The sequence below is a fragment of the Malaciobacter sp. genome (assembly GCF_055140965.1).
Genome location: NZ_JBSRRO010000011.1, coordinates 40,100 through 58,562 on the forward strand (window position 1 = coordinate 40,100; position 18,463 = coordinate 58,562).

The 18,463-nt window shown below is 28.4% G+C and carries 20 protein-coding genes, 5 tRNA genes and 1 rRNA gene; 22 read left to right on the plus strand and 4 right to left on the minus strand.

Going from position 1 to position 18,463, the window contains the following annotated elements; genetic code table 11:
- The first annotated feature begins 37 nt into the window (after positions 1-37).
- The 7 genes from ACTCCZ_RS04960 to ACTCCZ_RS04990 are packed head-to-tail and all read left to right on the plus strand — an operon-like array spanning position 38 to position 4,486.
- Positions 38-796, plus strand: coding sequence for a phosphatidate cytidylyltransferase (locus ACTCCZ_RS04960; protein ID WP_079578835.1), 759 nt, complete (start codon positions 38-40; stop codon positions 794-796).
- Positions 793-1,860, plus strand: coding sequence for a 1-deoxy-D-xylulose-5-phosphate reductoisomerase (gene dxr / locus ACTCCZ_RS04965; protein WP_079578837.1), 1,068 nt, complete (start codon positions 793-795; stop codon positions 1,858-1,860). The genes ACTCCZ_RS04960 and dxr overlap by 4 nt, the downstream gene beginning before the upstream one ends.
- Positions 1,850-2,125 carry a hypothetical protein gene (locus ACTCCZ_RS04970; RefSeq protein WP_079578839.1) on the plus strand — a complete coding sequence of 92 codons (276 nt, stop codon included), beginning with the start codon at positions 1,850-1,852 and terminating at the stop codon, positions 2,123-2,125. Before dxr ends, ACTCCZ_RS04970 begins: the two co-directional genes overlap by 11 nt.
- Entirely contained in the window at positions 2,125-2,553 is a 429-nt protein-coding gene (locus ACTCCZ_RS04975; RefSeq protein WP_079578841.1) for an Lcl C-terminal domain-containing protein, read from the plus strand. Before ACTCCZ_RS04970 ends, ACTCCZ_RS04975 begins: the two co-directional genes overlap by 1 nt.
- A 9-nt stretch (positions 2,554-2,562) precedes the next feature.
- Entirely contained in the window at positions 2,563-3,123 is a 561-nt protein-coding gene (locus ACTCCZ_RS04980) for an RBBP9/YdeN family alpha/beta hydrolase (protein ID WP_079578843.1), read from the plus strand.
- A gap of 23 nt (positions 3,124-3,146) precedes the next feature.
- Positions 3,147-4,136 carry a tRNA (adenosine(37)-N6)-threonylcarbamoyltransferase complex transferase subunit TsaD gene (tsaD, locus tag ACTCCZ_RS04985; RefSeq protein WP_079578845.1) on the plus strand — a complete coding sequence of 330 codons (990 nt, stop codon included), beginning with the start codon at positions 3,147-3,149 and terminating at the stop codon, positions 4,134-4,136.
- Between the two features lie 29 nt (positions 4,137-4,165).
- Positions 4,166-4,486 carry an SUI1 family translation initiation factor gene (locus ACTCCZ_RS04990; RefSeq protein WP_079578847.1) on the plus strand — a complete coding sequence of 107 codons (321 nt, stop codon included), beginning with the start codon at positions 4,166-4,168 and terminating at the stop codon, positions 4,484-4,486.
- 23 nt (positions 4,487-4,509) lie between these two features.
- Here the strand turns inward: ACTCCZ_RS04990 and ACTCCZ_RS04995 are convergent, their stop codons facing one another.
- On the minus strand, positions 4,510-5,925 hold the full coding sequence (locus tag ACTCCZ_RS04995; protein ID WP_079578849.1) for an alanine/glycine:cation symporter family protein: 1,416 nt from the start codon (positions 5,923-5,925) through the stop codon (positions 4,510-4,512).
- Between the two features lie 191 nt (positions 5,926-6,116).
- Between ACTCCZ_RS04995 and ACTCCZ_RS05000 the strand changes: the two genes are divergently transcribed.
- Genes ACTCCZ_RS05000 through ACTCCZ_RS05010 form a run of 3 tightly spaced genes read left to right on the plus strand, consistent with a single transcriptional unit; the run spans position 6,117 to position 8,633 of the window.
- The gene (locus ACTCCZ_RS05000; protein ID WP_079578851.1) at positions 6,117-7,517 is read left to right on the plus strand and encodes an NAD(P)H-hydrate dehydratase; all 1,401 of its coding nucleotides are present in this window, start codon (positions 6,117-6,119) and stop codon (positions 7,515-7,517) included.
- On the plus strand, positions 7,514-7,822 hold the full coding sequence (gene cutA, locus ACTCCZ_RS05005) for a divalent-cation tolerance protein CutA (protein ID WP_079578853.1): 309 nt from the start codon (positions 7,514-7,516) through the stop codon (positions 7,820-7,822). Before ACTCCZ_RS05000 ends, cutA begins: the two co-directional genes overlap by 4 nt.
- Before the next feature lie 31 nt (positions 7,823-7,853).
- Positions 7,854-8,633 (plus strand): thiazole synthase, encoded by a 780-nt coding sequence (locus ACTCCZ_RS05010; RefSeq protein WP_079578855.1) that lies wholly within the window; start codon positions 7,854-7,856, stop codon positions 8,631-8,633.
- An 18-nt stretch (positions 8,634-8,651) separates the two neighbouring features.
- On the opposite strand, the gene ACTCCZ_RS05015 is transcribed toward ACTCCZ_RS05010, so the two are convergent.
- The 3 genes from ACTCCZ_RS05015 to ACTCCZ_RS05025 form a co-directional block, all read right to left on the minus strand.
- Positions 8,652-8,957 carry an AzlD domain-containing protein gene (locus tag ACTCCZ_RS05015; RefSeq protein ID WP_079578858.1) on the minus strand — a complete coding sequence of 102 codons (306 nt, stop codon included), beginning with the start codon at positions 8,955-8,957 and terminating at the stop codon, positions 8,652-8,654.
- Positions 8,950-9,603 (minus strand): AzlC family ABC transporter permease, encoded by a 654-nt coding sequence (locus ACTCCZ_RS05020; RefSeq protein ID WP_196778274.1) that lies wholly within the window; start codon positions 9,601-9,603, stop codon positions 8,950-8,952. Before ACTCCZ_RS05020 ends, ACTCCZ_RS05015 begins: the two co-directional genes overlap by 8 nt.
- 73 nt (positions 9,604-9,676) lie before the next feature.
- Positions 9,677-10,507 carry an AraC family transcriptional regulator gene (locus tag ACTCCZ_RS05025; RefSeq protein WP_079578861.1) on the minus strand — a complete coding sequence of 277 codons (831 nt, stop codon included), beginning with the start codon at positions 10,505-10,507 and terminating at the stop codon, positions 9,677-9,679.
- A gap of 180 nt (positions 10,508-10,687) precedes the next feature.
- On the opposite strand from ACTCCZ_RS05025, the gene ACTCCZ_RS05030 reads away from it, so the two are divergent.
- The 12 genes from ACTCCZ_RS05030 to ACTCCZ_RS05085 form a co-directional block, all read left to right on the plus strand.
- Positions 10,688-10,765, plus strand: a tRNA-Pro gene (locus ACTCCZ_RS05030).
- A gap of 16 nt (positions 10,766-10,781) precedes the next feature.
- Positions 10,782-10,858, plus strand: a tRNA-His gene (locus ACTCCZ_RS05035).
- 14 nt (positions 10,859-10,872) lie between these two features.
- Positions 10,873-10,949 (plus strand) — tRNA-Arg (locus ACTCCZ_RS05040).
- Between the two features lie 4 nt (positions 10,950-10,953).
- A tRNA-Leu gene (locus ACTCCZ_RS05045) sits at positions 10,954-11,038 on the plus strand.
- Between the two features lie 99 nt (positions 11,039-11,137).
- Entirely contained in the window at positions 11,138-12,916 is a 1,779-nt protein-coding gene (locus ACTCCZ_RS05050) for a site-specific integrase (protein ID WP_079578863.1), read from the plus strand.
- 57 nt (positions 12,917-12,973) lie between these two features.
- The gene (locus tag ACTCCZ_RS05055) at positions 12,974-13,621 is read left to right on the plus strand and encodes a hypothetical protein (RefSeq protein WP_079578865.1); all 648 of its coding nucleotides are present in this window, start codon (positions 12,974-12,976) and stop codon (positions 13,619-13,621) included.
- 603 nt (positions 13,622-14,224) lie between these two features.
- Entirely contained in the window at positions 14,225-14,401 is a 177-nt protein-coding gene (locus ACTCCZ_RS05060; RefSeq protein WP_159445742.1) for a hypothetical protein, read from the plus strand.
- A 1,256-nt stretch (positions 14,402-15,657) separates the two neighbouring features.
- On the plus strand, positions 15,658-16,236 hold the full coding sequence (locus ACTCCZ_RS05065) for a hypothetical protein (protein WP_079578867.1): 579 nt from the start codon (positions 15,658-15,660) through the stop codon (positions 16,234-16,236).
- A 457-nt stretch (positions 16,237-16,693) separates the two neighbouring features.
- Positions 16,694-17,251: a replication/maintenance protein RepL gene (locus ACTCCZ_RS05070; RefSeq protein ID WP_079578869.1), complete on the plus strand. Its 558-nt coding sequence runs from the start codon at positions 16,694-16,696 to the stop codon at positions 17,249-17,251.
- Between the two features lie 11 nt (positions 17,252-17,262).
- The gene (locus ACTCCZ_RS05075; protein WP_079578871.1) at positions 17,263-17,532 is read left to right on the plus strand and encodes a replication/maintenance protein RepL; all 270 of its coding nucleotides are present in this window, start codon (positions 17,263-17,265) and stop codon (positions 17,530-17,532) included.
- 292 nt (positions 17,533-17,824) lie between these two features.
- Positions 17,825-17,901: transfer RNA gene (locus tag ACTCCZ_RS05080), tRNA-Arg, on the plus strand.
- A 490-nt stretch (positions 17,902-18,391) separates the two neighbouring features.
- Positions 18,392-18,463, plus strand: a 16S ribosomal RNA gene (locus tag ACTCCZ_RS05085); the annotation flags it as partial.

An 18,463-nucleotide genomic window follows, 5' to 3' on the forward strand; every position in this document is an offset into this window, starting at 1 on the left:
TGCTAAACTTTTAACTATTTTACTTTTAGGGAAATTAATGTCAAATTTAATAAAAGATAGTTCAACAAGGATAAAAACAGCACTTGTTTTATTCTTTGTATTTATTCTAGTAAGTTACTTCGATATATTTTTTATCACATGGTTATTTTTAGGATTTTTTATGATAGTTGGAGTAAGTGAAGCAATGAAACTATTTCAAGTAAAAAGCTATATTGTTTATCAAATAGCTTTAATTTCATGGCTTATAGCTTATTTTTATAAAGATTCTGAAAATTTGATTTTTTTAGCTTTAGTAATTATTGCTTCTGTTTTAGCATATACAAAAGATATTGATAAAAAAACTTTTTTACCATTACTTTATCCTTTGGCTTCATTTTTAATTTTATTATCTTTATATAATGAATTTGGGATACAAATTCTGTGGTGGATTTTATTTATAGTTGCAACTACAGATACAGGTGCATATTTTATTGGAAAAAGTATTGGGAAAACAAAGTTTTGCCAAACAAGTCCAAATAAAACACTTGAGGGAGTAATTGCTGGAGTAATATTTGGTTCTTTAATTGGAGCACTTTTTGCAATTTCAAATATTTCATATTTTCAAGCTTTTTTAATTTCATTTATAGTAGCAATTGCTTCTATTTTTGGGGACTTATTTGAAAGTTATTTAAAAAGAGAGGCTAAGGTTAAAGATAGTGGAGACATATTACCAGGTCATGGTGGAGTATTAGATAGAACAGATGGATACTTATTCGCCTCAGTTGTAATGTTAGTTGTATTAAGAGCAGCAGTTTGATAGTATTAGGAAGTACAGGCTCAATTGGGGTAAATACTCTAAATGTTGCAAGAAAGTTTAATTTAGATGTTGAGGTTCTAGTTGCAGGGACTAATATTAAACTTTTAAATGAACAAATAAAAGAGTTTAATCCCAAAAGAGTTGTAATAGCAAAAAAAGAACATATAAAAGATGTAAATCATCAAAATGTTTTTTTTGGAGAAAGTGCAATTTTAGATGCTATTGAAAATAGTAATTCTAAAATAGTAGTAAATGCATTAGTTGGTTTTTTAGGATTAAAACCAACATTAAAAGCGATAAAATGTGGTAAAAAATTAGCTTTAGCAAATAAAGAGTCTTTAGTTGTAGCAGGAAAATTTATAGATCAAACAAATTTAAGTGCAATTGATAGTGAGCACTTTGGTTTATGGTATTTATTACAAAATAAAAAAGTTGATTCTATGCTAATTACTGCAAGTGGAGGCTCTTTTAGAGATTATGATTTAAATGATTTAAAGAATGTATCTATTAAAGAAGCACTAAAGCATCCAAATTGGTCAATGGGAAATAAAATTACTATTGATAGTGCTACAATGACAAATAAAATGTTTGAATTACTTGAAGCAAAATGGTTATTTAATACAAGAAAATTAGATGCAATAATTGAAGCAAAATCATTGATTCATGCACTAATAAATTTTACTGATGGAAGTACAACAGCACATATTGCAAATGCATCAATGCAACTTCCAATTGCATATGCAATTTTAGGAAAAGTTGAAGAACCAATTTTAAAACCAGTTGATTTACTTGATGTTGCTTCTTTTGAGTTTAAAAAAATAGAAGAGAATAGATATCCAATTTGGCAAATAAAAGATGAAGTTTTAAGCAATCCTGATTTAGGAGTTATTTTAAATGCTGCAAATGAAGTTGCTGTTTCAAAGTTTTTAAATAACAAAATAGGCTTTTTAGATGTATCAAAAATTACACTTGATGCAATAAATAAATTTAATAAACCAATTATAAATAGTATAGATGATATTTATGAAATAGATAAAGAAGTGAGAAACTATTGTGAGTCTTGATTTACTTATACCTTTTCTTATTTTAATAATTTTGGTAATATACTTCATATATACAAGAAGTAAATTTGAAAAAGAGATTTTAAACTCTTATGAACATAAATTTGAACAATGGAAAAAACACAATAGTTCAAATGAAGAAAAAACAGAGCATAAAGAGCTTGTAGGACTTGTTTTTAAAACAGGATATAAAGTAGAGATCGAGCTTTTTGAAAAAAGTGTAACAAGGCAGTTAGAAAAGGGTAAGTTTAGTATAAAGGCTAAATAATGAAACTAATATTTTTTCTATTAATTGTTGGATCTTTGTATGCAAATAATTTCCAAAGAAGCCATAGTTTAAAAGTTGTTGTTGATAAAAAGAACAGTTTAATGTGGCAAGATGATATTAGTGTTATAAAAGTTAAAAAAACCCATGAAGAAGCACCAATTTATTGTCAAAACTTAAAACATGCAGGTTTTTTAAATTGGAGAGTTCCAAATATTGAAGAGTTTAAATTAATAGTTGATAAGAAAAATCAAATAAATTATATTAATAGAGCTTTTAGATATAACGTTCCAGATGGATATTGGGCAAATAAAGCTCATTGGAGAACACTATGGTATTATGCTGATTATATGCATTTTATAAGTGGAACTGCATATTTTGATAGTAGACATAAGAAAAAATACATAAGATGTGTAAGAGATATTAAATAAGGAAGGGTTTTGAGTAAGAAAGTATTGATATTACATGGATTAAATGGAAGTGATTATCCACATTGGCAAGCACATTTAGCTGCTGATTTAATAAAAGAGAACTATATTGTCTCTTTTCCCTCTTTCCCAAATAGAAATAATCCAAGCTTTAATCAATGGAAAGAGAGTTTAAAAAAAGAGATTGAGCATTTTAATCCTCAAATTGTTGTTTGTCATTCTTTGGCAAATATCTTATGGTTTCATGTTTGTGATGAACTTGATATAAAACTTGATAAATTAATGTTAGTTGCTCCTGTTAGAAAAACTTGTGATGTAGAAGAGATAAAAGAGTTTTTCCCTTATAGTGCACCAAAAGATTTAAAAGCTAAAGAGGTTATTATGGCTGCATCTACTAATGATCCTTATATGAGTTTAGATGAGGCTGTGCAATTACAACAAGAGTTAAATATTGGTATGAAGATAATGGAAAATGCAGGACATATAAATGCCCAATCAGGTTTTGGAAAACTGGATTGTGCTTTAGATTGGATAAAAAGAGAAGAAGAGTGTGAAGAGTCTAAAAACTCTTAAGTTTTATAAAAAGGATAAATTAATTGATTTTAAGTATTGAATCATCATGTGATGATAGCTCAATAGCTATTACAGATATAAAAACAAAAAAATTAATATTTCATAAAAAAATATCTCAAGAACTACAACATAGTGTTTATGGGGGAGTTGTTCCTGAGTTAGCAGCAAGACTTCACATAGAAGCTTTACCAAAAATACTAGAAGAGACAAAAGAGTATTTTAAAAATCTTAAAGCTATTGCAGTTACAAACTCGCCTGGCTTATCTGTAACATTAATGGAAGGTGTTACTATGGCTAAAGCATTAGCAATATCACTAGATATTCCATTAATTGCAGTAAATCATCTAAAAGGGCATATTTATTCATTGTTTATTGAAAAAGATGAAATACTTCCTTGTACAATACTTTTAGTTTCAGGTGGACATACACAAATAATTGAAGCTAATTCTTATGAAGATATGAAAATTATTGCAAGTACAATGGATGATAGTTTTGGAGAGAGTTTTGATAAAGTTGCAAAAATGATGAACTTAGGCTATCCTGGAGGACCTATAGTTCAAGAGCTTTCTCAAAAAGGAGATAAAAATAGATTTAATCTTCCTATTCCTTTAAGACAAAGTCCTAAAATTGAATTTAGTTATTCTGGACTTAAAAATGCAGTAAGATTAGAAATAGAAAAAATAGAGGAACTATCCTCTCAAGATAAAGCAGATATTTGTGCTTCATTTCAAAAAACAGCAGTTGCACATATAATGCAAAAAATTAAGAAATATTTTAAAACAACAATTCCAAAAAACTTTGCAATAGTTGGTGGAGCAAGTGCAAATATATATCTAAGAACTCAATTAGAAGAGCTTTGTAATAAGCATAATACAAAACTGCATTTAAGTCAGTTAAAGTATTGTTCTGATAATGCTGCAATGATTGGACGAGTAGCAATTGAGCAATTTGAAAGAAAAGAGTTTGTTTCAATTGATGAAATAGATGTTCAAACTAGAATTAAAAATATGTAAATATTTTCATAGGCTAAAAGGATTAAGCAATGATATTTGAAATGGGTGCAAAATTAGAAGGTGATAGTTTTGATACAAAAAAAGAAGATAAGAAAAAAAACTCTAAGCAAACAATTGAATCAAAAAATAAGCATCAGTTAGTTTTTACTTTTGAAAAAAGAAAAGGTAAACCAGTAACATTAGTAGGAAGATTCTACTTATTAGATAAAGATAAAAAAGAGATATTAAAACTTTTAAAGAAAAAGCTTGCATGTGGTGGAAGTATCAAAGAAGAGTGGATAGAGTTACAAGGTGATGTGAAAATTAAAGTTAAAGAGATTTTACAAAAAGAGGGTTGGAAGTTTAAATAATAAGAGGTTTTACCTCTTATTATCTATTTTACCCAAATAGTTGTATCAATTTTATCTTTTAATTCTGGATAATACTTAGCTTCAAAAGTAGGTTCTTTCCCTTGCTCTCTTTGTTCTAAATAATCTTTTGTTAATTTAACAACAGTTCCTGAAAGTAAAACAATAGCAATTAAGTTGATTGTTGCCATAAGTCCCATTGATGCATCAGCTGCATTAAATACAGTTTGTACTTTTTCGTAAGATCCCCAAATTACCATAGCAATTGTTGCAAATCTTAAAATAGTAACTCCAAGTTTATTACCAATTCCTAAATAAGTTAAGGCATTTTCAGCATAAGAGTAGTTTCCTATAATAGAAGTAAATGCAAAAAATAAAATTGCAATAGCAATAAAATAAACACCTGCATCACCAATATGAGTTGAAAGTGCTAATTGAGTTAACTCAATACCTTTTATTCCTGATTCTGGATCTAATACACCTGCAAGTAAAATCATAACAGCAGTTGCAGTACATATTAATAGTGTATCAATAAATACACCTAATGCTTGTACAAAACCTTGAGAAGATGGATGGTGTGGTGCTGGCGTAGCTACTGCTGCAATATTTGGTGCAGACCCCATACCAGCTTCATTTGAAAATAGTCCTCTTTTAACACCATTTAAAAGTGCAGCTAAAACACCACCTGCTACTCCACCAACTGCTTCTTCCAATCCAAATGCACTTTTTACAATTAATGCAAGAATTCCTGGAACAGCTTCATAATTTATAATCATAGTGAAAATAGCAAGAAGTAAATAAATAACTGCCATAAAAGGAACAACAATTTCAGCAACTTTAGCAATACCTTTAATACCACCAAAAATCACAAGTGCAGTAACTGCTGCAACTGTAAAACCAACATATAATTTTTCAACTCCAAAAGCAGCACTTACAGCACCTGCAATTGAGTTTGCTTGAACTGCATTAAATACTAAACCAAATGCTAAAATTAAACTAATTGAAAAAATTGCTGCAAGTACTGGTGATTTTAAACCTTTTGCAATATAAAATGCAGGTCCACCTCTATATTGGTCATTTTTATCTTTGATTTTATAAAGTTGCGCTAGAGTACTTTCTGCATAAGCAGTTGCCATACCAACTAATGCAACAATCCACATCCAAAAAATCGCTCCAGCTCCACCTAAATAAAGTGCAACTGCGACACCTGCAAGATTACCTGTACCAACTCTTGAAGCTAGTGAAATAGTTAAAGCTTGAAATGGAGAAATTCCTGATTCATCAGTTTCATCTTTATCAAATACTGATTTGAACATCTCTTTAAAGTGCACAAATTGAATAAACTTAAGTTTAATAGTAAAAAATACACCAACGGCTAATAATCCGTAAATTAAAATGTATCCCCAAAATATGTTATTTAAAAAGTCTATTATCATATTCATATGTTTTCCTTTTTCTTTTGTATCTATAAGGTTAGTAAAATATAACTTATATGTAATTAATAAACAACAAAAATATATAAAATCTAAAAGATTTAAGTAATAAAGTTACAAAAAACTTAAAAATTTATCTATTATAAATATTTTTGTTTAATTTTTATATAATAGATAAATTTATATTAAAAAGAGTAATTATGCGAAAAATATTTAATGAAGTTGGTTCTTTAGACAAGAAATGTTATGAAAAATTTTCCTTAAATGAAGAGTTACTAATGGAACATGCAGCATTAGCTTTAAAGAAAGATATAAAGAAAAATATTAAAGCTTTTGATTCAACTGTTTTAATAGTTTGTGGAGTTGGAAATAATGGCGCTGATGGGATAACCTTGGCAAGATTATTACAAAATGAATATAAAAATATACATATATATATTCCTTTTGAATTAAAATCACAAATGGCAATACTTCAATATAAAAGATTAAAACTTTTAGGTTTAAATTGCATAAAAGATTTAAGTATAGTAAAAAAAGCAGATTGTATCGTAGATTGTCTTTTTGGTAGTGGCTTAAATAAACCTTTAGATGAAGAATCAAATACTATAATAGATAAATTAAATGAATTTAATTCATATAAAATTGCTTGTGATATACCAAGTGGAATTGATAATAAAGGAGTAATTAAAACTACAGCTTTTAAAGCAGATAAAACTATAACTATGGGAGCTTTGAAACTTTCACTTTTTGCAGATTATGCAAAAGAGTATATTGGAAAATTAAAAGTTGCAAATCTTGGAGTCTCAGATATTATTTATGAAAATGACTCAAATATGTTTTTACTTGAGAAAAAAGATTTAAAGCTTCCTTTTAGAGATACTAAAAATTCGCATAAAGGAAGTTTTGGTCATGCTTGCGTAGTTGTTGGTTGCAAAAAAGGTGCAGGAGTTATTGCAAGTAGTGCAGCTTTTAATTTTGGCGCAGGACTTGTAACAGCTATTGTTCATGAAGAGTTACAACTTCCATATTACATTATGCAAAGTCATAAGTTACCTTCAAATGTAACAGCTATTGCTCTTGGAATGGGACTGGGACTATATGATAAAAATGAGTTAAAACAGATATTAAATACTAATGTGGCAAAAGTTATTGATGCTGATTTATTTTATGAAGAGTTACTCCTTGATTATTTAAATCAAGAGATTATTTTAACGCCACATCCAAAAGAGTTTTGCTCTTTATTAAGTTTAGCAAAGCTTGCAGATATTGATATTGATACTTTACAAAATAATAGGTTCGAATATGTAAAGATGTTTTGTAAGAAATATCCTAAAGTAACATTATTATTAAAAGGTGCAAATGTTATAATTAGTCAAAATGATAAATTATATGTAAACATATTAGGAACATCAGTTTTAAGTAAAGGTGGAAGTGGAGATGTATTAAGTGGATTAATTGTAGCTTTACTTGCTCAAGGATATAACTATTTGCAAAGTGCAATAAATGCATCTTTAGCACATACTTTAGTAGCAAAAAAATTTCAAGGCAATAATTATGCTTTAACCCCAAAAGATTTAATAAAAGGAATAAAAAGTTTATGAAACCTATATTAGTACAAACAACAACAAATAGTATAAAAGAGGCAAAAAAGATTTCAAAAATATTGTTAGAGAAAAAACTCGTAGCTTGCGTTCAAGTGTCAAAAATAGAATCTTTTTATGTATGGAAAGATGATTTTTGTGAGGATGAAGAGTTTCTTATAAGTATCAAAACTAAAAAAGAAAACTTCGAAAAAATTGAAAGGAAGATTAAAGAATTACATAGCTATGATGTGCCCGAAATTATAAGCTTTAAAATTGATAATTTAAGTAAAGAGTATAAAAAGTTTATATGTCAAAGTTGTTAAAATAAATATATTGTAAAGGAAAAAAACAAAAATGAGCGATATTTTAAAAATAGGGAAGTATGAATTTAATAGTAGATTAATTGTAGGTTCTGGGAAGTACGATAGTTTCCAAACAACAAAAGATGCTACATTAGCAAGTGGAAGTGAACTTATTACTGTTGCAATTAGAAGAGTAAATATTACAAATCCAAATGAAGAGAATTTACTAGATTATTTTAAAGATACAAATGTTCAGTTATTACCAAATAGTGCAGGGTGTTTTACTGCACAAGAAGCAATTACTACATTTAGACTTATGAGAGAAGCTACAGGAATTGATTTAATAAAATTAGAAGTTATAGGTGATGCTGATAAAACTTTATATCCTGATGTGATTGACACAATAAAAGCTTGTGAAGTTTTAAAAAAAGATGGCTTTACAATTATGGCATATACAAATGATGATCCAATTATTGCTAAAAGATTAGAAGATGCAGGTGCAGATGCAATTATGCCATTAGCAGCTCCTATTGGTTCTGGACTTGGAATTCAAAATAGATATAATATTGCATTTATAAAAGATGCAGTAAAAGTTCCTGTTATTGTTGATGCTGGAGTAGGTTGTGCAAGTGATGCAGCAATTGCAATGGAATTAGGAGCAGAAGCTGTATTAACAAATACTGCAATAGCACAAGCAAAAGATCCTTTAAAAATGGCAGAGGCTATGAAACATGCAGTTATTGCAGGAAGAATGGGCTATAAAGCTGGAAGAATTCCTAAAAAACCTTATGCTACTGCAAGTTCTCCTGTTGATGGATTGATTCAATTTTAAATAATTTTTTGGACTTCTTTAAAAAAGAAGTCCATTTCTATATAAAGCAACAATAAATACAGCACTACTCATAGACAATAAAACACTTTTTGTTTTATACATGATATAAATAGTAGTAAACCCTGCAAAAATACCAATTATCCCAATTTTTATTATAGAAGGAACAATTAAAGCAATTAATAGTGTTGCAGGAATTGATTCTAAAAAAATATCGATATTTTTAAATTTTTTTAGTTTATTAGATAAAAGTAATCCTGAGACTCTTAAGGTGTAAGTACCTATTGCAACAAAGAATATAATAGTTAAAATATCATAACTACTCATTACAACTTCTTTTATTTAAATATACATATAAAAAAGAACCAGATAATGCAGAGATTATTATATATGACATGTTTGGTATAATTTTTTCAAAAATAACTGCAATAAATGCAGTGAATAAATAAATAACTAAATCATTTTTTGTTTTATACATACTTGTTATTATTGCAGTAAATAGTGCTAAAAATGCAAAATCTAAGCCAAATAATTTTGGATTTGAAATAAACTCACCAAAATAGTATCCACTTAAAGTTCCAAGAAACCATACTATAAATATACATAATCCTCCTCCCAATAGGAAATATACACTTAAGTTTTCATCTTTTTTACTCATGGTTATTGCCCATGATTCATCAGTGACAAAGTGCATAATAAAAGCTTTTTTTTTCAAACTAGTATTTCTAAAAAATTCATTTAAAGATGCTCCTATTAAAAAGTACCTAAGATTAATAAGTAAAGCACTCCATATAATAATAGAAATATTTATAGGATTACTTAACATATCAACAATTAAAAATTGTGCAGATCCAGCAAAAATGAAAATATTCATTAAAGCTAACTGTAAAAAACTAATACCTTTTGAAGTACAGATAATTCCAAGTACTGCACCATATGTAAAAACACTTACGCTAATTGGCAAATTTGCCATAAATCCCTTTTTTATTTCATTTTTCATACTGTAAGATTAGCAAAATAGAATATTTTTGTATTGTATGAGCTTGCTAATTGAAAAATTTTTTGTATTCTCCTGGCGTTAAACCAGTGATTGCTTTAAATCTTTTGTTTAAATGACTTTGATCATTGAACCCACACATATATGCTGTATCAATAAGACTAATGCCTTTTTGTAAAAATTGTTTAGCTTTTTCGATTCTTATTAGCATCAAATACGCATGAACTGAGACAAAGGTATGCTTTTTAAAAAGTCTAATAAAATGGTACTTAGATATTCCAAACTCTTTTGATATATCATCTAAGCAAATTTGCATGTAAAAGTTATCATGTAAATAATCTTTCACTTTTTGTATTAATAAGTGGTTAGATGGTAGCTCAATTAAGTTAATTGCTTTAGAATTTATTTGTAAAATAGAGTTTATGATATCAATTAATTCACACTCCCATGTAAGTGTATTAATATAAGGAATATTGTCATGATTAATTAAGAAAGATAATCTATTGTAGATGTGTTCATTATTAAAGTGATAATCACGAAAAGATAATTGTTTTTTAGAAAAATTATATTTAAGTATTTCATTAATTGTTTCAGGCTTTAAATATAATGAACGATGTTTATACTCATTATTATTTGCAATAGCACAAGCATGCACTTCATCTGGATTTATTGTGATTATTGAAGATTTGTCAAATTTATGATTAAAACCTTTTAAAAAAGCATTCATATGACCTTTTTCAATAAGACTAATTGTATACTCTTCATGTACATGTTTATCATAATTGAAATTATTAAAATGACCTTCATATATAATAATATCTTTGTTAAGTTTTGGTTTTAAAAACTTTATGTTGTGAACTATTTTATTTGACTTTTTCATAATAATAAATTATATCAGGAAAAATTAAAATAGTATTGTATAAAATTGCTATATTATCAAGGCAAAATTACAAATTTCAAAAAAAAATGATTTTTTTTATAAAAGCCCTTGACAAATAAAAAAAAATATAATATAATTCCGTCCACTTTTTGAGAGAAACAACTTAAAAAGTAAACTTGTCGGGGCGTAGCGCAGTCTGGTTAGCGCACCTGGTTTGGGACCAGGGGGCCGGAGGTTCGAATCCTCTCGCCCCGACCATCTTAGATTTTTTATGGTAGGTATAGCTCAGTTGGTTAGAGCATCGGGTTGTGGTTCCGAGGGCCGTGGGTTCAAATCCCATTACTTACCCCATTTATTATATTAATGCGTCCTTAGCTCAGCTGGATAGAGCAACGCCCTTCTAAGGCGTAGGTCATACGTTCGAATCGTATAGGGCGTACCACTTTGCGGATGTGGTGAAATTGGTAGACACGCCAGACTTAGGATCTGGTGCCTCACGGTGTGGAGGTTCGAGTCCTCTCATCCGCACCACTAACCCCTTAAAATCGACTTTCCAAGATTTATTTTTAACGATTTCTTAGTTTGGTTTCCCCATTGGTTGCCCTTATGGTTTCCCCAAAAGGTAAAACTATGAAATATTTAATTAAGCATAGAACTAAATATTACTTCAAAAGAAAAATTCCAACAACTCAAAAGCATATAGTAGTTTCACTACGAACAGATAGCTTAACAGAAGCTAACCATATAATCGCTATAATTACGCCTAAATTTGATAAGTTATTAACTGAAAAGGTCGATATTATGGATTGGTATGAGGAAGTAGATTATATAAAGTCAATAGTTCAAGACTATGTAGATGAAGCAAAAGAGGACTATACAAAATATTCAAATCTTAGAGAACAAAGATACACTTACACAACTAAAAAGGGTAAAGTTAGATTAGGTAGTCATCCAAAAGCTATTGAAAAAGCTATAAAACAGCTTACAGAGAGCGTTTTTTCTCCTGAGAGGGATAATGTATACCAAAACCTAATTAAAGCCACAGAATTGGAAAATAAGTGTGATTACGCACTATCTATACTTTCAGAAGAAAACAAACATAGACTTAAAGATGAAGTAATTAAAGGCGAGATAGAGCTTTTAAAGAATGATAAAGAGAATAACCTAAGTAGAACAGACTATGCTAATACATACATAAAAAGGGATAATAACCCATATAATCAATCTATACAAACTTATTCACAACATAATCAAAATATGCAAGTGCCTTTAACTATTGAAGAAATATATGCAAGTAAAGGCTATTACAATAAGAAAAAAGAAGAAATATTAAATGATTTTATGGATAAAAAGTCAAGTGAAACAAAAGAGCCTGAAAGATACAGAAGAGATGTTAGAATATTTTTTGACTTGATAGATAAAGACTATTTAATTGATTTAACGCATCAAGATATGAAAAACTTTTTAGCTGATATTTTCTTTTTACCTGATAGAAATAAAAACCGAACCTTATTTGACAAAGCTAAGAGTTTTAGGGAGATTATCGAAACATCAAAAAAGAAAAAGCTAACCCCGATAGCTAAAAAAACAACAAGAAACAAACTTATCAACATTAATGCTTTTTTAGATTATGCTATTGAATATGAATATCTTGATAAAAACAGATTGAGATATAAAGTATCAATATCTACGGAAGACTTAGAAGATGATAAAAACAGAAAAGAGTTTTATCCTGAGCAATTATTTTCATTATTTTATAAAAGCAAATGGTATAGTGAAGATTTAGAGCAAAATTTAAAAACTAATCCATCTAAAATATGGATACCTTTAATTTTACTTTTTACTGGTTGTCGATTAAACGAAATAGCACAAATCTATACAGAACAAATTACAGAAAAAGAGGGAGTGCATTTTTTTAGAATTGAAGATAAGCATGAAGACCAAAAACTAAAAAATAAAAGTAGTAGAAGAAAAATACCTATACACCCAACTTTAATAGAGTTAGGGATTTTAAAGTTTGTTGAGAAGCAACGAAAAGATAATAAGACAAGATTATTTTCAGAATTGTATTATACAGAGAACCGAGGATATGGAAATGCATTTTCTAAACTTTTCAATAAAAAGGATTTCAAGTTTTCATGGTTAGATAAAAAAGCAAAAGAGAATATAGAAAATGAAGATATATTATTAGACCTACATTCATTTAGGCATAATTTTAGTGGAAGCTTAAAAGGATTAATCGAAGATGGACTTTTAGAATACTTTATGGGACATTCTCAAAACTCACAAACTCAAAAAAGATATGGAGATTACAGAACAGAAGTTGTTATTGAAGCAATTTCTAAAAGTGATTATAAAATAGATTTCAAGCCATTAGTTAAAAGAATAAATAAGTTTTATATAAGTTAGTTTAGGATTAAAGAAAAAATACTATATAATTACTTTAATTATACACAAAGGAAGCAAATGAATAAACTTGTAAAATATATACTATTTACAACTACTGTTGCAATTGCGTTTACTGGATGTGCTCAATCATCATTAAATTATACACCACCATCAAATTTTAGTGCTGAGAAAATTCCAACTTCAAAAATTGTAAATAAGGAATATGGTAAAGCTTGGGATGAACTTGTAAACAATTTAACTGATAATTCTTTTGTTATTAATAACATGAGTAAAGATTCTGGATTTATTAATATTAGTTTTAGTGCTTCTAATCCTAATACATATGTAGACTGTGGAAGATGGACGGGCTATTTTAAAAACCTGAGAGGTGAAGCCACTTATAATTTTTCTGGAGCAGAGAGTGCACGGTTTACTACAATGAATGGGACAACAATGATAAATGTTGAATCTAATAAAAGTTTATCTGGTAGAGCTAACATATTACTTCAAAAGATTGAAACGAAAAAACAGAAGATGAAAGTAAATGTAAAATATGTTTTAACTGGAACTAATAAGAATATGGTTGTATATCCTGCACAAACTCATTACCAAAATTGGACAGTCGGTTTTAGTTCTCATGAAAAAGGGCAAACTCAAATGGGTCAAACACAATGTCAAACTACTGGTATATTAGAAACAGAGTTGTTAAATTATATAGCTGATTAATTAATGCGGATTTCCTTCGAAAATCCTATGGATTTTTGGAGGGCACTACTCGCCCCTTTGGGACATTTCATTTTGTCATTACAAATTTTGTAATTCTATTTCTTTTATGCATTACACAAAAGAAAAGACAAGCTCGTAGTTTTTGCTCTTTTAGATACATAAAATGCATTACATTTTTAACCTGTATTTTGTAATGCACTTTGTAATGCACGAATGTAATGCACTTTTTCTTTTCTTATCTATCTTATGCATTACAATATGCAAGCACTTTTTTCTTTAATAAAAGCCTTAAATAAGGGAATCTTGTTTTTTTTATGCATTACAAAATGCATTACAAAAACAACGCATTACAAATTTTTTAAAATAATTGTATTTTGAGATATTTTAGAAAGGGCAGGATAGAGTAGGTCAAAAATGACCTACTATTCTGGCGAAGCCTTTGAGTTTATGGTGTTTTCAGAGCTTATTTTTTAGGTCAAAATAGACCTTATTTGTATATTTAAGGTCAAAACTTAGGTCAATCAATGACCTAAAATATATTCAAAATATCGAATATATAAGACTTTTAGGTATATAAAAGTGGGTCAATAATAAGGTCAAAAAATGACCTTAGATTTCATTAAAAAACAAATGGCATTAATGGAAAAATTGGAACAAAAATATTCAAATCATAAGGAAGATTTAGAGTATAAAATTGATAGATTGAGTAAAGAAAATGACAAACTATTACAAGCAATTAAGCCAATAAATTTATATCTTTTTGAACAAGAAATGCAATAAAAAATAACAAAAATGATTAAAATTTTTTAATCATTTCCTTATTGAGCGAAGCGTTGGAATGTATAAAATTATGAACGCAAAGCTAACTAAAAACCATCTAAAAAAACTTCAAAACCTAAGCAAATTATTAAAGCAAATCAAGTTCGATTTTATCGAAATTGATTAACCTTTTAATAAGGAATACACGATTTTTGAGCAACAAAAATCGTTTAAATGAACTACAAACTTACAGAAAAATTTTCACAATGCTATAACAAAATGAAGACTATAATTAAAAGAAATTACAAGTCTATAAACATAAAAATAATTTAAAAAAGGAGTAAAGTTTTAACAAAAAAAGAGAGAATAAATTAATAAAAATGTTATAAAAATAACATAGCCAATTAGCCAAAAAAATTATTCGCAGAGGAAAAATAGCAATAGGTTTTCCTTCTATATTTACCAATAACTAACCGCCAATTAGTTAAGTAAAATATAGCCGTGTGGCGGGGTGCAATGAAAGTTGCTTGCCCTGATATGGTGAGAGCTGTCGATTGAAATTATCGGCTTCGACTCAATACAAAATGATAAAAATATGGGCGACTTGGAAACAGTTTATCATACCAAAAATTGATAAGCTTGTTATATATGAAGTGGTGTAAATCCACCTTGTGGCGATAGTTCGAAAGGCTATTACACAAGCACGGCGGGGGAAGTAAGGGAAGTAATTTACCTACTAAATAGCTCAACCCGTAAAGGGCTTAGTAAATGGACTAAGTTAAAGCCTATGACTATGAAATAGGCAACCGTGTAAGATTCTATATGGATAAAATCTATCAACAGATACGAAGTTTTAAAGCGACTGAAAGCCTGATAAAGGAGAGTAAGGCGGGTTTTGTGTATTCTACCGCTATTAGCTTTACAATGGATAACTCTAACCCTAAGTAGAAACAAACAGACATATATAACTAACAAGGCAAGACCCTACCGAATGGTGTCGGGGGTCGAGAGGTGTAGTGATGACCGAATGAGATAATGGCGAGATAGTCCGTCAGAGTCAATTTTGTGAAGTGTGGCAACTTCAATAATGCAAATCGGTTAAGCTACTACGAGGCGAATAATTTTTAGGGTGTGGCAACCCTTTAAGCCCTTTAAAGAGGGTTTAGATGGTTGTCATATATCGAGAGATAACAGATATAAAACTATTGAGAAATAGCGATATATCAAGGCTTTAAGGACTTTTAGACCTTTATACTTTTAATAAGTAGAGGTGTAATATGAAAAGAGCAGAAAATTTAAAACAATTTTGTAATTATGTAATTAGATATGTAGGAGCTGGATACAAATATTATAAAATAGCTTCAATTCCATCAAAAAAGGCACATAGAAAGCACGAAATAAGCTTAAAGGTAGAAAATTACTATCAAACTAATTTAACGCATGGAAAAAGGCAATATAAAAGAAAATGTGGAAAAGCTAACTATGTTGCAGTTATGTATCTTAATTTTGTAGTAGTTTTGCACACAGAGGGCGAAAATATCGACCAAGTGGGAGAATTTAGAGAGATAGACCCTAATAAAGGTTTAACTCTTGCTATATCAGAACATACAGAGTTTATTTTGTTTAAAGATAATAGGAATACATGGACTTATAGATTATCTAACGAGTTTTATAAGTCATTTAGGGGTAGAGTTGAAACAGCTATTAAAAATAGGAAAGGTAGAGAATACCATAACATAAGGGGATTATGGAGAGGATTACCAATTTATAAAGGGATAGGACAACAGAAAAGATTACTAAATCAAGAAATCAAAGCACTATTCAAGAAGCATAAGGTGAGATGGGAGCTATTTTAAATAATAATAAAATTAATTATGATAGCCTTAAAATATTATAGATAAAGAGGAGATTTTTTTTAATAAAACTCTGTATGCACTACTACATAGGGCTTTAAAGCTATTTTGTAAAATTTGTTTTAGTTTTTTTAGTTTTTGCTAATTTTCTTTTATAAAATCCCTATATTATGGGCTTTATAGAAGTTTTTTTATTAAAAAATGAAAAAACTATTGAAACCAAGTTTAGTTTTTTTAGTTTTTTGCAATATTTGCCCTTTAACATACGATTATATCGAGCTTTTTTTAGTTTTTTTTTCTGAAAATGAAAAAACTAAAACTACCAAAAAATCAAAAAAGTTTAATTCTGATTAAACTATTTTAGTCTTCTTTTTTGAACTATTAACTCCAAAATTAAGAAAATAATTATAAATAATGTTAGTATTCTTAAAGTTAAATTAAACTAAGGAGGTTTTAAGTAATGATAAAAGAAAAACTATTTACAGAAAAGACATTTCAAGACCCAGAAACTGGGAAATTAGAAAGCTTTACATTAATGAGAAAAAATGTATTAGGTGATGCTATGGATAAAACAGGTTGGAGAAGAGTTATATTATTAGATGTAATAAAAATATTAACAAATTTAACTGGTGATAGAAAAATGATGGTTGTTGAATTTTTAATTGAAAATATGAATATAAATAATGAAATAGACTTAACACAAGATGAAGTAGTGCAAGCAACAAGAATAAGCAAAAAAACAGTTAATGACACATTCAAGGCATTAGTATCTAATGGCTTTATTAAAAAAATCAAAAGAAAATATGTATTAAATACTCAAATTGTTTCAGTACTTGGAGCAACTGAAAAAAATAAAAAACTATGTATAGAGTACGATTTTATGCCATATGAATTTTATAATAAATCAAATGATAACAAGTTTTCAAATGAAAAGAGATTAGCAAAGCTTCAAGCGAAGAAAAGAGAAATTGAACAAGAAGAGAAAAGATTAATATCAGAAGTTAAAAAAAGTAGATAAGAGGTATAGATATGAAGAAAGAATTATATATAAATACAAATGAATTTATAACAGTATTAGAGAGATTAGGTGGTAAAAAAATTAAAGTAATGACATACTTAATAAAAATAATGGATGATGAAAATAAAATTGATATAACACAAGATGAAGTAGTTGAACAAACTGGAATAAGCAAGTCCATAGTTAATGGAGCTTTTAAAACATTAGTATCTAAGGGACTTCTACGAAAAGAAAAAAGAAAATATCTAATAAATAGTGAAATAATAAAGCCTAATGAGTAATAAGGAAAGTTTAATTACTTTCCTTAGGTTTTAAGTAATGATAGATGAATTATAACAAAAATTAAAAAATTAATCCCAATTTAAGAATAAATTACTATAATTTCACTCACAAAAACATAATTGGTTGCCCCAAGGACTACTAAAATGGTTTCCCCAAAACGCAACTAAGACCGTTATATCGGGTTTTTGAATGCTGATTATCGGATTTTTCAAATCCTCTCATCCGCACCATATAAGCCTTATATAAATGATTTCTTTATCATTTGTGTAAGGCTTTTTTTCTTTCATTTATGCGTCCTTAGCTCAGCTGGATAGAGCAACGCCCTTCTAAGGCGTAGGTCATACGTTCGAATCGTATAGGGCGTACCACTTCTAATAATCAGTTTATATAAATTTGAATACATTATGACTTCATTAATTGAAGTCTGAATCATAAAAATAATAATATAATAACTTATAATTGTCTTTAAGACTAAAAAAATCACTTACAATAACATTATTAATTCACTCAATAATAATAAACCCCATAAAATATAGAGAAAGCAAAAAAGATAGGTAAAACCTCAAAAATTTAAGCTCAAGTTAAGTTTAAACCCTTGACAAAGGGAAAGAATTTGTCTATAATTCCCGTCCAAATTCGCTGAGGCAAACAAGAGATTGAGAGCTGAAGAAGGGGATTGAGTTCTTTAACACAAAGTAAGTTTGTAAGAGAAGTAACTTTTATAAACTGAATATATATATGACAAGAAAAATAAGAAGAATACAAATTCTTCGTCTATAATATCATACAAAAAAGTATGATAAAACAATGAGTAATTAATTTTGTATAGAAATACATAATTAGTCAGAGAACAAACACTTTATGGAGAGTTTGATCCTGGCTCAGAGTGAACGCTGGCGGCGTGCTTAACACATGCAAGTCGAACGAGAA